General features: G+C 65.2%; 13 protein-coding genes. 9 read left to right on the top strand and 4 right to left on the bottom strand.

What is annotated here, in order from left to right; translation table 11 throughout:
* Both tuf and LV82_RS11910 read right to left on the bottom strand, forming a co-directional pair.
* Positions 1–1,130: elongation factor Tu (gene tuf, locus LV82_RS11905; protein WP_104072000.1), on the bottom strand; the 1,130-nt coding region annotated here is incomplete at its 3' end.
* Between the two features lie 88 nt (positions 1,131–1,218).
* A complete protein-coding gene (locus tag LV82_RS11910; RefSeq protein WP_104072148.1) occupies positions 1,219–1,806 on the bottom strand; it encodes a hypothetical protein in 588 nt (195 codons plus the stop codon).
* Between the two features lie 115 nt (positions 1,807–1,921).
* Here LV82_RS11910 and LV82_RS11915 point away from each other — a divergent pair, with 115 nt between their 5' ends.
* The 9 genes from LV82_RS11915 to LV82_RS11955 all read left to right on the top strand — a co-directional run bounded on the left by LV82_RS11915 (position 1,922) and on the right by LV82_RS11955 (position 12,747).
* Positions 1,922–3,289, top strand: a complete 1,368-nt coding sequence (locus LV82_RS11915) for a cytochrome P450 (protein WP_211289212.1) — start codon at positions 1,922–1,924, stop codon at positions 3,287–3,289.
* 76 nt (positions 3,290–3,365) lie between these two features.
* Positions 3,366–4,172, top strand: coding sequence for a tellurite resistance TerB family protein (locus LV82_RS11920; protein ID WP_104072001.1), 807 nt, complete (start codon positions 3,366–3,368; stop codon positions 4,170–4,172).
* A gap of 85 nt (positions 4,173–4,257) precedes the next feature.
* Entirely contained in the window at positions 4,258–5,469 is a 1,212-nt protein-coding gene (gene dprA, locus LV82_RS11925) for a DNA-processing protein DprA (protein WP_245873157.1), read from the top strand.
* A gap of 123 nt (positions 5,470–5,592) precedes the next feature.
* Positions 5,593–8,169: a type I DNA topoisomerase gene (gene topA / locus LV82_RS11930; RefSeq protein ID WP_104072003.1), complete on the top strand. Its 2,577-nt coding sequence runs from the start codon at positions 5,593–5,595 to the stop codon at positions 8,167–8,169.
* Between the two features lie 78 nt (positions 8,170–8,247).
* On the top strand, positions 8,248–8,985 hold the full coding sequence (locus tag LV82_RS11935) for a CoA transferase subunit A (RefSeq protein ID WP_104072005.1): 738 nt from the start codon (positions 8,248–8,250) through the stop codon (positions 8,983–8,985).
* On the top strand, positions 8,985–9,611 hold the full coding sequence (locus LV82_RS11940; RefSeq protein WP_104072007.1) for a 3-oxoacid CoA-transferase subunit B: 627 nt from the start codon (positions 8,985–8,987) through the stop codon (positions 9,609–9,611). The genes LV82_RS11935 and LV82_RS11940 overlap by 1 nt, the downstream gene beginning before the upstream one ends.
* Positions 9,612–9,708: 97 nt before the next feature.
* Entirely contained in the window at positions 9,709–10,719 is a 1,011-nt protein-coding gene (locus LV82_RS11945) for a lysylphosphatidylglycerol synthase transmembrane domain-containing protein (RefSeq protein WP_104072008.1), read from the top strand.
* Positions 10,700–12,013 carry an FAD-binding oxidoreductase gene (locus tag LV82_RS11950; RefSeq protein ID WP_104072010.1) on the top strand — a complete coding sequence of 438 codons (1,314 nt, stop codon included), beginning with the start codon at positions 10,700–10,702 and terminating at the stop codon, positions 12,011–12,013. Before LV82_RS11945 ends, LV82_RS11950 begins: the two co-directional genes overlap by 20 nt.
* Positions 12,010–12,747 (top strand): SDR family oxidoreductase, encoded by a 738-nt coding sequence (locus LV82_RS11955; RefSeq protein WP_104072011.1) that lies wholly within the window; start codon positions 12,010–12,012, stop codon positions 12,745–12,747. Before LV82_RS11950 ends, LV82_RS11955 begins: the two co-directional genes overlap by 4 nt.
* A gap of 8 nt (positions 12,748–12,755) precedes the next feature.
* Here the strand turns inward: LV82_RS11955 and LV82_RS11960 are convergent, their stop codons facing one another.
* Positions 12,756–13,343: a GNAT family N-acetyltransferase gene (locus LV82_RS11960; protein ID WP_104072013.1), complete on the bottom strand. Its 588-nt coding sequence runs from the start codon at positions 13,341–13,343 to the stop codon at positions 12,756–12,758.
* Positions 13,340–13,738 (bottom strand): ketosteroid isomerase-related protein, encoded by a 399-nt coding sequence (locus tag LV82_RS11965; protein WP_104072014.1) that lies wholly within the window; start codon positions 13,736–13,738, stop codon positions 13,340–13,342. The genes LV82_RS11960 and LV82_RS11965 overlap by 4 nt, the downstream gene beginning before the upstream one ends.
* Positions 13,739–13,777 lie beyond the last annotated feature (39 nt).

Below are 13,777 nucleotides of genomic sequence, written 5' to 3' on the forward strand. Positions count from 1 at the left end.
CCTTCGCGGATGGCGAAGCGCAGGCCTTCTTCCATCGCGATCGGGGCGATCAGCTCGACCTCGAACTTCAGGTTGTCGCCCGGCATGACCATCTCGACGCCCTCGGGAAGCTTCACCGTGCCCGTCACGTCCGTCGTGCGGAAGTAGAACTGCGGACGGTAGTTGGCGAAGAACGGCGTGTGACGGCCACCCTCTTCCTTGGTCAGGATGTAGGCCTCGGCCTCGAACTCGGTGTGCGGCGTCACCGAGCCGGGCTTGGCCAGAACCTGGCCGCGCTCGACGCCGTCACGCTCGATACCGCGCAGCAGCGCGCCGATGTTGTCGCCCGCCTCGCCGCGATCCAGCAGCTTGCGGAACATCTCGACACCGGTCACGGTCGTCTTCTTCGTCGGGCGGATGCCGACGATCTCGACTTCGTCACCAACGTTGATCACGCCACGCTCGACACGGCCGGTCACAACCGTACCGCGGCCCGAGATCGAGAACACGTCCTCGATCGGCATCAGGAACGGCTGGTCGATCGCACGCGCCGGGGTCGGGATGTATTCGTCCACCGCCTTCATCAGCTCGCGGATCGAGTTCTCGCCGATTTCCGGGTCACGCCCTTCCAGAGCCGCCAGCGCCGAACCCTTGACGATCGGAATGTCGTCGCCCGGGAAGTCGTAGGACGACAGAAGCTCGCGGATCTCCATCTCGACCAGCTCCAGAAGCTCCTCGTCGTCAACCTGGTCGACCTTGTTCATGTAGACCACGATCGCCGGAACGCCGACCTGACGGGCCAGAAGGATGTGCTCGCGCGTCTGCGGCATCGGACCGTCAGCCGCCGAAACCACCAGGATCGCACCGTCCATCTGCGCAGCACCCGTGATCATGTTCTTCACGTAGTCCGCGTGGCCCGGGCAGTCCACATGCGCATAGTGACGGTTCTCGGTCTCGTACTCGACATGCGCCGTCGAGATCGTGATGCCGCGCGCACGCTCCTCGGGGGCCGCGTCAATCTGGCTGTAGTCCTTGAACTCGCCAAAATACTTCGTGATCGCAGCCGTCAGCGTCGTCTTGCCGTGGTCAACGTGACCAATCGTGCCGATGTTCACATGCGGTTTCGTGCGTTCAAACTTTGCCTTTGCCATCTCGCGGGCGCCTCATCTACTCGGGGGGCCTGCGGCCCCGGTTAGACATCGCGCGCTGCCTATCGGCTGGCGACGAAAAAATCAAGCGTCAGTTGGCCTGCGCGGACGAAACCTGCGGACCAAGCCGCAGGCGCTCTTCGGCGGCTTCAGGCGTGAACCATTCGCGGTTTTGCACCAGCCATTCGTTGATCTCGCGCGCGGCATTGGCCGACAGGTTGGTGATCTGCTGTTGCTTGTCCTGCGTCAGGCCCGATCCGATCAACGTTTCGGGCGAAATCTGCTCGAACACGGTAAAGGTTTTCGGTTCGGGATTGACCTTTCGCTGGGCGGCATCGTCCCAGACATTGACCGTGATCCGCAGCACGGATTTCGGCGAAAGCAGCACCGGGATCCCCGGCACGGCCAGTGCATAGGCATCCACCCCGACGCCCACGTGATAGAACCTGTCTCCGTCATAGCGGCCAAGCTGCGCCTCGATCGCCGATTTCAGTGCCTGTTCCCATTCCTCGGCGCTGGCCTTGCGTGACGGGCCGGCCGTCTGTGCCTGCCGCGCTGAAACGATGGTGTAGCCCAGGCGAAAGTCGCCGAAATCCTCGGGCGGCTGTGTCAGGTCCTTGCCCGCGCAGGCGGCCAGCGAAACGACGGCACAAAGCGCAAGAACGTGGCGGATCGGCATTGCGGCTTCCCTCCCGTTTTCGGACTGCTTAGCCGCGCGCCGGGCAAACGGCAATCGCACATGCCTTTGTCGTGCGCGCCCGGCGCCCTATATTCCGTCAAACAGGGAGACGATCATGAAAGACGCGGCCACCGACGCGGCCAGGTATCCGGCGCGGGTGCCTTTGCACAACCGGCCCTTGGGCATATGGGAGTCCTTTCGCACCGGCCGCCGCAACGTTCTGGAATTGATCCCCGAGATCGCGACGCGCCAACCGATCATCTCGGGTCGGACGGTGAAGCGCTGGCATATGGTCATGGACCCCGACGCAAACCGCAGGATCCTGAAAGATGCGGTCGAATCCTACCCGAAATCGGACGTCACGAAACTGATCCTCAATCCCGCGATCGGCGACAGCCTGTTCATCGCCGAAGGCGCGCATTGGCACTGGCAGCGCCGCGCCGCCGCGCCTGTATTTTCGCCGCGGCATGTGCAGGCCTTGGCCCCCGTGATGACCGCGGCGGCCGAACGCGCATGCGACCGCCTGACTCGTCAGGCTGGCCGCGCCGCCGACCTGTTCGAGGAGATGGTCGCAACGACCTTCGAGGTGATATCGGATGTCACGTTTTCGGGCGGCGAAGGCTTCGACCGCGACGCGGTTCATCACGCGATCGACGCCTTCATCGCGGGATCGGCCCGGGTGTCGCTGCTGGATATCATTGGTGCGCCGATGTGGGTGCCAAGGCCCTCGCGCCTGTTCGCCGCAAGAGATCTTGCGGCCATGAAGGCCATGGCGGATGCCGCAATTGATCGCCGCCGGCAGACGGGCAAACCGGGCGTTCCCGACCTGCTGGACCTGCTTTTGCAGGCGCAGGACCCCCAGACCGGTCGGCGCATGACGACGCAAGAGCTGCGCGACAACCTTCTGGCCTTCATCGTGGCGGGGCATGAAACGACCGCCCTGACGCTGGCCTGGGCGCTGTATCTGTGCGCCTTCGATCCGGACGTGCAGGACCGTGCCCGCGCCGAGTCACAGGCGGCCCTGCAAGGTCGTGCCGCGACCGTCGCGGACCTGCCCAATCTTCCACTGACGCGTCGGATCGTGGACGAGACCCTGCGTCTTTATCCGCCGGCTGCGTTTCTCTCGCGCACGGCCCGTGCGCACGACACGCTGTGCGGCCGCGAGATCCGCCCCGGAGACACGGTGATGCTGCCCATCTACGCGCTGCACCGGCACCACATGTTGTGGGAAGATCCCGACCGCTTCGATCCCGATCGGTTTGTCGAACCCGACCGGATTGATCGCTTTGCCTTCCTGCCCTTCGGCGGGGGGCCGCGGATCTGCATCGGCGCATCATTCGCCCTGCAGGAAGCGGTGATCGTTCTGGCCACGCTGCTGTCGCGGTTCCGGTTCTCGGCAATTCCGGGGCGCGAACCCCGGCCCGTCCTGATCGTCACGCTACGCCCCGAGGGCGGCGTCTGGCTGCGGATCGAGCCTGCATGAGCGAATTTCGTCACTTTTCCCCCTGAGTCGCACCGCCGGATGGGTTACCCTGTTCGCGACAAGATGGGAGTTGAACATGAGCCTGATGGGAACACTGGCGAAGGTCGCGATCGGCGTGGTCGTGGCAAAGGGCGTAAGCGGAATGATGGGTGGCGGACGCAGCCCGGGCCGATCGGCCGGAGGCGGCCTTGGCGACATGATGGGCGACATTCTGGGCGGGTCCGGGGCGTCCGGCCGCGCCAGCCCGCAAACGGGTGGATTCGGCGATCTGCTGGAAGAGCTGGGCCAATACGCGCCCGACCGGTCCCGCGAAACGGCGCGCGGCGGCGGGCTGGACGACATCCTTGGCCGCACGGCCGGTTCGGGTGGTCTGGGCGACATCCTTGGTGGCGTTCTTGGCGGCATGATGGGCGGGGCTTCGCCCCGCGCGGAATCCGGGGCCGCCCCCGAACCCGAAGGTGGCTTTGGCGATCTTCTCAACGAATCCATCGGTCAATGCGGCGAGCCGACGCGAAAGCCAACGCCCCAGCAGGATGCGGCCGCGGGTCTGATGCTGCGGGCGATGATCCAGGCGGCGCGCGCCGATGGGCGCATCGACGCGGAAGAACAGCGCAAGCTGGCTGAAAGCCTTGCCGATTCAACGCCCGAGGAGCGCCGCTTTGTCGAGGAAGAACTGCGCCGTCCGATCGATGCGCGCGCCTTGGCCGAACAGGTGCCGCCGGGGCTGGAGCCGCAGGTCTATGCAATGTCGGTCATGGCAATCGACCTCGACAGCCGGGCCGAGGCAACATATCTGCACGAACTGGCGCAGGCCTTGGGTTTCCGCCCCGAACAGGTCAACGCGATCCATGACCGGCTTGGCGTGCCACGGCTTTACCGCTGAACTCGGGACGGGGGTGATAACCGGTTGTTAACCCTGATTCCGCTAGGGCTTTCCTGCGTGAGAGGCGAAGCCAGGCAGGTCAGGTTTGTTTTTCCATTCCACCCCCCTTACCCCACCCACCGCGGAAGACGACAGGCTGTCGTGGCTTCGCCTCATTCGTTCGCGCCGGGTGGGCCCCACGACGTTCTGGCGACTTCTGGCGGAATACGGCTCGGCCGATGCCGCGCTGGAAGCCCTGCCCGAAATCGCACGCGCGGCCGGGGTCGAGTCATATCAGCCCTGCCCCCCGCAGATTGTCGAACGCGAACTGCGCGCCGGGCGCAAGCTGGGCGCGCGATTGGTCTGCCGGGGCGAGCCCGATTATCCCGAACCGCTGGCCGGACTGGATGACGCTCCTCCCGTCCTCTGGGTGCGCGGATGCATCGACACCTTCACGCGCCCGATGATTGCCCTGGTCGGCTCGCGCGCAGCATCCTCTCTGGGCCTGCGGATGGCGCGCAAACTGGGCCGCGATCTGGCAGAGGCGGGTTTCTGCGTCGTGTCGGGCCTTGCGCGCGGCATAGATGCGGCGGCCCACCAGGCCGCGCTGGAAGGCGGGACAATCGCCGTCATGCCCGGCGGCGTGGATGTCATCTATCCCCCCGAACACGAAACGCTGGCGCGATCGATCGTGGAAAATGGCGCCCTGGTTTCCGAACACCCCCCGGGCGAGCAGCCCACGGCACGCCACTTTCCCGCGCGCAACCGGATCGTGGCCGGCCTGTGCCGCGCGGTGATCGTGGTCGAGGCGGCGCCCGGTTCCGGCAGTCTCATCACGGCGCGTCAGGCGCTGGATCAGGGACGCGAGGTCATGGCCGTTCCGGGTCATCCGCTGGACCCGCGCGCGGCCGGATGCAACATGTTGATCCGCGATGGCGCGACCTTGGTGCGCGGCATTCAGGATGTGCTTGAAGCCCTTTCCATTCCAGCCGAACCTTCGATGCCCGCCCAGGACAAGGATCATCGCGGCACTTGCGCGGGATCGCATCCAGCCCCGACACCGCCTTTGCCCCGCGCCCATCAGGGGCCGGCCGCAGCCCACCGCAGCGATGAGCAGACGCAAGAAGACGCAATGGCCGGGGCGCAAACCCTGTCCGCCCGCATACTCGCCCAACTTGGCCCCTCGCCGATCGCAGAGGATCAACTGATCCGGGATCTCGATCTGCCGGCCGCGCGGCTTGCCTCCGAACTGACGGTGCTTGAACTGGAAGGTCGCATTCTGCGCCACCCGGGCGGGGCGGTTTCCCTGGCATTGTAGGCGCCTGTCCGACCAGCGCAGACTGCGCCCCGGATCAGCGCCTGATCGAGGGGTCATTGACATCTCTGCCCCTTGCCGCCCATGTTCCGCGCCCAAGCACAGTTCTGAAAACATGAGGCAATCATGGCCGTCGTCGTCGTCGAATCCCCAGCCAAGGCCAAGACAATCAACAAGTATCTGGGATCCGACTTCACGGTTCTGGCGTCCTATGGGCATGTGCGTGACCTGCCTGCCAAGGATGGATCGGTCGATCCCGAACATGGATTCGAGATGAAATGGGAGGTCGCGCCGGACAGCAAGAAGCACCTGCGCGCCATTGCCGAAGCGTTGAAATCCGACGACACGCTGATCCTGGCCACCGACCCTGATCGCGAGGGCGAAGCGATCTCGTGGCACCTGACCGAGGCGCTGAAACCCAGCCTCAAGAAGGGCAAGACGGTGCGCCGCGTGACCTTCAACGCGATCACCAAGACTGCCGTGACGGATGCAATGGCGCGCCCGCGCGACATCGACCAGGCGCTGGTCGAGGCCTATCTTGCGCGCCGGGCACTGGATTATCTGGTGGGGTTCAACCTGTCGCCCGTCCTGTGGCGAAAGCTGCCTGGCGCGCGGTCCGCGGGGCGCGTCCAATCGGTCTGCCTGCGCCTGATCGTCGAGCGCGAGATGGAGATCGAGACATTCCGCGCCCAGGAATACTGGACCGTGACCGCAACCCTGGCCACGCCGCGCGGTCAGGAATATCAGGCCCGCCTGACGGTACTGGGCGGACGCAAGCTGGAACGGTTCGACCTTGCCAACCAGACGGCGGCCGAGCTGGCCGTGCAGGCCATCCAATCGCGCGATCTGCGGGTCGCATCGGTCGAATCCAAGCCCGCGACACGCAACCCCTGGCCGCCCTTCATGACCTCGACCCTGCAACAGGAAGCCAGCCGCAAGCTGGGCATGGGCGCCAAGGCAACCATGTCGGCAGCGCAGCGGCTGTATGAGGCCGGTTATATCACCTATATGCGAACCGACGGGATCGACATGGCGCCCGAGGCCGTTCATGCCGCGCGCGACGAGATCCGTCGCCGCTTTGGCGCCGAGTATGTCCCCGACAGCCCGCGGATGTACAAGAACAAGGCCAAGAACGCACAGGAGGCCCACGAATGCATCCGCCCCACGGACATGAGCCTCTCGCCGGACAAGCTGAAGGTCGCCGAAGACCAGCGTCGCCTGTATGATCTGATCTGGAAGCGCACTCTGGCCAGCCAGATGGCCAGCGCCCGGCTCGAGCGCACGGTCGTCGAGATCGAAAGCCCCGATCGGGAAGTCGGGCTGCGCGCCACCGGTCAGGTCATCACGTTCGACGGCTTCCTGAAGATCTATGACGAAGGCCGCGACGACGATGGCGACGAAGACAGCGCCCGCCTGCCCCAGATCGCGGCCGGCGAGCCCGCCGAAAAGCGCGCGATCCAGCCCGAACAGCACTTCACCCAGCCGCCGCCGCGCTATACCGAGGCAACGCTGGTCAAGCGGATGGAAGAGCTGGGGATCGGCCGCCCCTCGACCTATGCCTCGATCGTCACGACGATCCAGGAACGCGACTATGTACGCAAGGAGAAGGGACGTCTGATCCCGCAGGACAAGGGACGCCTTGTCACGGCCTTCCTGACGAATTTCTTCCGGCGCTATGTCGAATACGACTTTACCGCCGACCTGGAAAACCAGCTGGACGAGATCTCGGCCGGCCACCTGAACTGGCGCGAAGTGCTGGATCGCTTCTGGCGCGACTTCACCGCGGCCATAGCCGAAACGGCCGATCTGCGCATCTCGGAGGTTCTGGAAAAGATCGACGAGTTCCTGGCGCCCCATCTCTATCCCCCACGCGAGGATGGCTCGGACCCGCGCCTGTGCCCGGGTTGCGGCAAGGGTCGGCTGTCGCTGCGCACCGCGCGGTCGGGCGGGGCCTTCATCGGCTGTTCGAACTATCCCGAATGCCGGTACACCCGTCCGCTGTCCGCCCCAAGCGGGGACGAGACCGAGGCGGCCGCCGACCGCCTTCTGGGCGTCGATGGCGGTGACGAGATCTGGCTGAAGACCGGCCGCTTTGGCCCCTATGTCCAGCGCGGCGAAGCGACCGAGGACAATCCAAAGCCGCCGCGCGCCAGCCTGCCCAAGGGTTGGGACCCCGCCGACATGGATCTGGAACGGGCCCTGATGCTGTTGAACCTGCCGCGCCAGATCGGCCCCCACCCCGAGGACGGCGAGATGATCGAGGCCGCGATCGGGCGTTATGGCCCCTATGTCAAGCATGGCCGAACCTATGCTAACCTGCCCGATGTCGAGGACGTCTTTACAATCGGCATGAACCGGGCGGTCGAGCTGCTTGCCGAAAAGGCCGCCCGCGGTCGCGGGGGGCGCGGCGCGCAGGCCCCCTTGCGCGAACTGGGCGAACATCCCGATGGCGGCGTGATCCAGGTGATGAACGGCCGCTATGGCCCCTATGTCAAATGGGACAAGATCAACGCGACCCTGCCCGCGGGCGTGACCCCGGACTCTGTCACGCTGGAGCAGGCGCTGGAACTGATCGCCGAGAAAGCCGCCAAGAAGGGCACGCGCAAGACCGCAACCAGGAAGACGGCCGCCAAAAAGAAGACCGCCACCAAGTCCACGGCAAAGAAGAAAGCCTCTGCGACGAAAGCCAAGGCCAAGGAGTGAGAGCGCCGCACCGCGGCGATTGACTCATGCGCGCCCGGCCTGCATGACTTTTCCCAGCGAAATTGCGGGGACGAGACCATGAAGAAAGTCTATGGCAGCGCGAAGGAGGCCCTGGACGGGCTGCTCTTCGACGGCATGACGATCGCGGCGGGCGGCTTTGGCCTGTGCGGCATTCCCGAGCTTCTGATCGATGCAATCGTCGAAAGCGGCGTCAAGGATCTTACCGTGGCCTCGAACAATGCCGGAGTCGACGATTTCGGCCTGGGCAAGCTTCTGAAAACGCGCCAGATTCGCAAGATGATCTCTTCCTATGTCGGAGAGAACGCCGAATTCATGCGGCAATACCTCGCCGGTGAGCTCGAGCTGGAATTCACGCCTCAGGGCACGCTGGCCGAACGAATGCGGGCCGGCGGCGCGGGCATCCCGGGCTTCTACACCAAGACCGGCGTGGGCACCGTCATCGCCGAGGGCAAGGAACACAAGGAATTCAACGGCGAGACCTATATCCTGGAACGCGCGATCGTGGCCGACCTGTCGATCGTCAAGGCCTGGAAGGCCGATAAGACGGGCAACGCGATCTTCCGCAAGACCGCGCGCAACTTCAATCCGCCGGCTGCGACCTGCGGCAGGATCTGCGTGATGGAAGTCGAGGAGATCGTGCCCGTCGGCAGCATCGACCCCGACCACGTCCACCTGCCGGGGATCTATGTGCATCGCCTGATCCAGGGACAGCACGAAAAACGCATCGAACAGCGCACGGTCAGACCGCGCGGCGAGATGAGCGGCGCGCCTGCCGCAACGGGGGAGGAAGTCTGATGGCCTGGGATCGCAACCACATGGCCGCCCGCGCGGCCGAAGAGCTTGAAGACGGGATGTATGTCAACCTTGGCATCGGCATCCCGACGCTGGTGTCGAACTACATCCCCAAGGACAAGTTCGTCGTCCTGCAGTCCGAGAACGGAATGCTTGGAATGGGGCCGTTCCCCTACGAGGGCGAAGAAGACCCCGATCTGATCAATGCCGGCAAGCAGACCATCACCGAACTGCCCTATACCGCCTATTTCGACAGCGCGACAAGCTTTGCCATGATCCGCGGCGGCAAGATCGCCATGGCCATTCTGGGTGCGATGGAGGTCAGCGAAACCGGCGACCTCGCCAACTGGATGATCCCCGGCAAGTTGGTCAAGGGCATGGGCGGCGCCATGGACCTGGTCGCCGGTGTGCGCCGGGTGGTGGTGGTCATGGACCATACCAACAAGCACGGCCAGTCGAAGGTGCTGAAGCAATGCACCCTGCCGCTGACCGGCAAGGGGGTGGTCGATCGGATCATCACGAATCTGGGCGTTCTGGATGTGGTCGAAGGCGGGTTGAAGATCGTCGAACTGGCCCCCGGCGTGACCGAAGCGGAACTGCGCGCGGCGACCGAAGCCACGATCGTCTGATCGATGAATTCGCTGGCCGGGCGCGCGCCCGGCCACTGTCGTTTTTTTCGAAACAGATCCATAATCCTGCCCCAATCCGTTGCTAGCCAGCGGGGCAATGAGACATGCCGACGTGATCCACCCCTTTTCCCGCAACCGGCGCGCCTTCTGGCGGCGCGACCGGGTCTTCATGGCGGCGCTTCTGATCTGCTTCGTCGTGGGGCTGGCCGGACTGGCGGCGGCAACCGGCTGGCGCGAGACTTGGGCCCAGATTGCACGCCTTGGTCCCGCACAGCTGCTGGGCCTGCTGGCCCTGTCCTGCGTGAACTATCTTTTGCGCGGCCTGCGCTGGCATGTTCTGGCCCGGCGCCTTGGGCTGCCATTGTCTGTCGAACGCAACGTGATCCACTTCCTTGGCGGTTTCGCGATGATCGTCACCCCGGGCCGCGTGGGCGAGCTGGTCCGCATGCGCTGGATCGCGCGCGAAACCGGATGGAGCTTTGACCGAACGGCCCCATTGGCCCTGGTCGATCGCGCGGCCGACCTGGCCGCGATGGCGGCGATTCTGGCGGTGGTCGCGATGGCGACGGCCACGGGCGGGAAGATGGCATTGGCCGTGGCCGCCGCGGGGCTACTGGCCGCATGGATCGTCACCCATCCCCCGCTTCTTCGCGCCTTGGTCACCGGCCTGCACGCGACGATCGGACGGATGCCACGCCTGTTTGGCCGCGCGCGACGCGCCGCGCGGGCGATGGAGCGTGTCGTGACGCCACGGGCCATGCTTCCCGTCATGGGACTGGGACTGCTTGGATGGCTCGCCGAAGGCTATGCGTTCCATCTGTTGCTGGCATGGATGGGGGCCGATATCGGGGTGATGCGGGCCATTGGAATCTTTGTCTTCGCCACGCTCGCCGGCGGCCTGACCGGAGCGCCCGGGGGCCTGGGCGGGGCCGAGGCCGCGATGATCGGCCTTCTTGCGCTCGAGGGTGTTCCGATGGAAACCGCCCTGCCCGCAACTGCGATCATTCGCGCAACGACCCTGTGGTTTGCGCTCGCCATGGGGCTGGTGGCCTTTCCGCTGGCCGAGCGGCAATCGAAAAGAGGAAGAGATGTCCTGGAAGCGGACTGAATATGCCGGCTGGGGCCGGGCCTTGCGCGCAACGGCGGAAATCGCCCGACCCGAGCGTCTGCGGGCATTGCACGGCACGATGGGCGATGCCCTCGTCCCCGCCATGGGAATGCGGCGCAGCTATGGCGACGCGGCGCTGGTCGACGGCGGTCGGGTCATCGACATGACGCGTCTTGACCGCATGATCGGCTTTGATCCGGCAACCGGTATTTTGGAGGTCGAAGCCGGCGTTCGTATCGGCGAGATCGCCGCGGCCTTTGCGCCGCGCGGCTGGCTGCCGGCCGTCATGCCCGGCACGGGATTTGCCACGGTCGGCGGATGCATCGCGCAGGATGTGCATGGCAAGAACCACCACCATGCCGGTTCCTTCTGCCAGCATGTCGTCTCGCTGCGGCTGGCGACCCCGACGGGCGAAAACGAGGTCACGCCGGAAGGGTCCCCCGACCTGTTTCGCGCCACGGCGGGCGGCCTTGGGCAAACCGGGGTCATCGTCTCGGCGCGCATGAAGCTGGCGCGCTGCCCCGGCGACGTGATGGTGGTGACGGAGCGGCGCATCGCGGACTGGGACGAATTCCTGGCGCGGCTGGACGGGTCGCGCGCGACCTACACGGTCGGCTGGATCGATGCGACCGCGACCGGGGCGAAACTTGGCCGCGGCATCCTCGAGGAGGGCGAAACCGGCTCGGGCCTTGTGCCGCGTCGCAGGCGGGCCGCGCGTGTGCCCATGGATGCGCCGCGCATTGCCTTGTCCTCGCCCGTGGTGCGCGCGTTCAACGCAGCCTATTTCCGGCGCGTTCCGGCCTCGGGGCGCACCGTGGTTCGGCCGATCGACGACTTCTTTTTTCCTCTGGACCGCATTCATGACTGGAACCGCCTGTACGGGAAGTCCGGTTTTCACCAGTTCCAATGCGTCGTCCCGGTTGGCGCGGCCGATGCGCTGCGCGCCATGCTGGAGCGGATTGCGCGTTCCGGCCTCGCCTCGCCCCTGGCCGTGCTCAAGCGCATGGGGGCCGGACGGGCGGGATATCTGAGCTTCCCGATGGAGGGCTATACGCTGGCCGTCGACATGCCCAATACCGAGGCGGCACGCAGCCTGATCCGCGAACTGATCGTCCAGGCACGCGATGCGGGCGGCCGTATCTATTTCGCAAAGGACAGCCTTGCGAGGGCCGAAGACATTACGGGCATGTATCCCGAACTGGACGACTGGCGCGTGGTCGTCGGCAGGCAAGACCCGCAGGGACGGCTGATCACCGATCTGGTTCGCCGCCTGCAATTGAGAGGAACGGCATGAACAGCACCTGGATCATCCTTGGCGCAACCTCTTCCATGGCGCGGGCCTTCGCGCGCGCGGTTGCCATCGAAGGCGCGGGCATCCTGCTGGCAGGCCGGGACATGGAGGAATTGTCGCGTCTGGCCTCGGATTGTCAGCTGCGCGGGGCACGCATTGCCACGGCACTGCATTTCGACGCCCGCGACCCCGAAACCTTTGGCCCCCTGATCGCGCGCGCCTGCCAGGAAGAAGGCGAGCTCAATGCCGCTGTCTTCGCCGGTTCGATGCCCAGCCAGACCGAGATCGATTCCGACCCGTCCCTGATCGATGGCGTCATGGCCGACAACCACACCGGCCCCGCGCGTGTGCTGCACATGCTGGCGCCCCGGATGGAATCGCGCGGCTGCGGCGCGATCGTTGGCGTCGGGTCTGTGGCCGGCGATCGTGGCCGGCTGAACAATTATGTCTATGGCGCGGCCAAGGCGGCTTTCGCCACCTACCTGTCGGGACTGCGCAACCGTCTTGCCCGATCGGGCGTCCATGTCGTGACCGTCAAGCCGGGCTTCGTCGATACGGCCATGACCTGGGGGTTGCCGGGCATGTTTCTTGTCGCCTCGCCCGAGGCCGTGGCACAGGACATCCTGCGCGCGGTGCGCAAGCGCAGGAATGTCATTTACACGCCCTTCTTCTGGCGCTGGATCATGCTGATCATCCGCACGATCCCCGAGCCGATCTTCAAGAAACTGAAGATCTAAAGCGCCTTTCAAAGCGCGCGCAGCCAGAATTCCATGGGCTTTACCGTCTCGGCATGTTCGCCGACATCCTTCCAGGAATAGCCGGTCCGGATCTCGGGCCGCGGCGAATATCCGCGTTTGCGCCAGAAATCGTCAAGCGGCCGATAGCTGGCCGGTCGCAGGGGATGGTCCGCTGGCCGCACCACCCGGCAGAAGGCCGACCATCGGCGGCCCAGCGCACGGGCGTGGGCCTCGCGCGCGTCAAAGAAGGCGTGTCCGATTCCCTGGCCGCGATATTCCGGCAGCAGGACGGATTCGGCACAGTAGAAGATCTCGCCAAGATCCAGCCCGGTATTCTGGAAGGCGGCGGAGAATTCGTCGACGTGATCCTCCATCGGGGTACCGGTGGCCGCCCCGACCAGCCGACCGTTATCGAACGCGCCCACCACGATCGCATTGGCCGATTCGCGATAGGCGGAAAGATAGCGCCGCTCGTAATCCAGATCGCCGTCGTACAGATAGGGCCATTCGCGGAAGACCGCGATGCGCAGCCTGGCCACGTCGTCCAGCGCGTCTTCCAGCGCAGCACCGGCAAGCGGAACGACCTTCACGCTCATGCCGAAACCTGGCGGATCCAGTCCTGAAGGTTGTAATAGGTGGTCACGCGCGTGATCTTGCCGTCCCGCAGCGTAAAGAATGCCCCTGCCGGCAGGACATATTTCTGTTCGCGGGCCTCGGGCAGACCGGGATCGTTCCGAAGATACGTCCCGTTCACCGTGAACTCGGCCGCCGCGCGGGTGCCGTCCTCGTTCACGAAGATCACCATGTCCGTCAGTTGTTCGGAATAGGTTTCGGCCATGTGACGACAGAAATCGGCAAATGCCTGCTTGCCCATGCGCGGGCTGCCCTCGTTCACGTGATGGACGAAATCGTCATGCAGCGTGGCCAGCATTCCGTCGATATCGCCCCGGTTGAAGGCGTCGTAATAGGCCAGGATCGTGGCACGGCTCATGAGGTCCCTCCTGTCTCGGAATACGGCGTCGAATTTACG

The sequence above is a fragment of the Albidovulum inexpectatum genome (assembly GCF_002927635.1).
Taxonomy (GTDB): Bacteria; Pseudomonadota; Alphaproteobacteria; order Rhodobacterales; family Rhodobacteraceae; genus Albidovulum; species Albidovulum inexpectatum.

Coding starts and splice junctions, on each gene's coding strand:
- LV82_RS11950 (WP_104072010.1), top strand. CDS start 10,700: ATGTCCTGGAAGCGGACTGAATATGCCGGCTGGGGCCGGGCCTTGCGC.
- topA (WP_104072003.1), top strand. CDS start 5,593: ATGGCCGTCGTCGTCGTCGAATCCCCAGCCAAGGCCAAGACAATCAAC.
- LV82_RS11965 (WP_104072014.1), bottom strand. CDS start 13,738: ATGAGCCGTGCCACGATCCTGGCCTATTACGACGCCTTCAACCGGGGC.
- LV82_RS11915 (WP_211289212.1), top strand. CDS start 1,922: ATGAAAGACGCGGCCACCGACGCGGCCAGGTATCCGGCGCGGGTGCCT.
- LV82_RS11955 (WP_104072011.1), top strand. CDS start 12,010: ATGAACAGCACCTGGATCATCCTTGGCGCAACCTCTTCCATGGCGCGG.
- LV82_RS11940 (WP_104072007.1), top strand. CDS start 8,985: ATGGCCTGGGATCGCAACCACATGGCCGCCCGCGCGGCCGAAGAGCTT.
- LV82_RS11935 (WP_104072005.1), top strand. CDS start 8,248: ATGAAGAAAGTCTATGGCAGCGCGAAGGAGGCCCTGGACGGGCTGCTC.
- LV82_RS11960 (WP_104072013.1), bottom strand. CDS start 13,343: ATGAGCGTGAAGGTCGTTCCGCTTGCCGGTGCTGCGCTGGAAGACGCG.
- LV82_RS11910 (WP_104072148.1), bottom strand. CDS start 1,806: ATGCCGATCCGCCACGTTCTTGCGCTTTGTGCCGTCGTTTCGCTGGCC.
- LV82_RS11920 (WP_104072001.1), top strand. CDS start 3,366: ATGAGCCTGATGGGAACACTGGCGAAGGTCGCGATCGGCGTGGTCGTG.
- LV82_RS11945 (WP_104072008.1), top strand. CDS start 9,709: ATGAGACATGCCGACGTGATCCACCCCTTTTCCCGCAACCGGCGCGCC.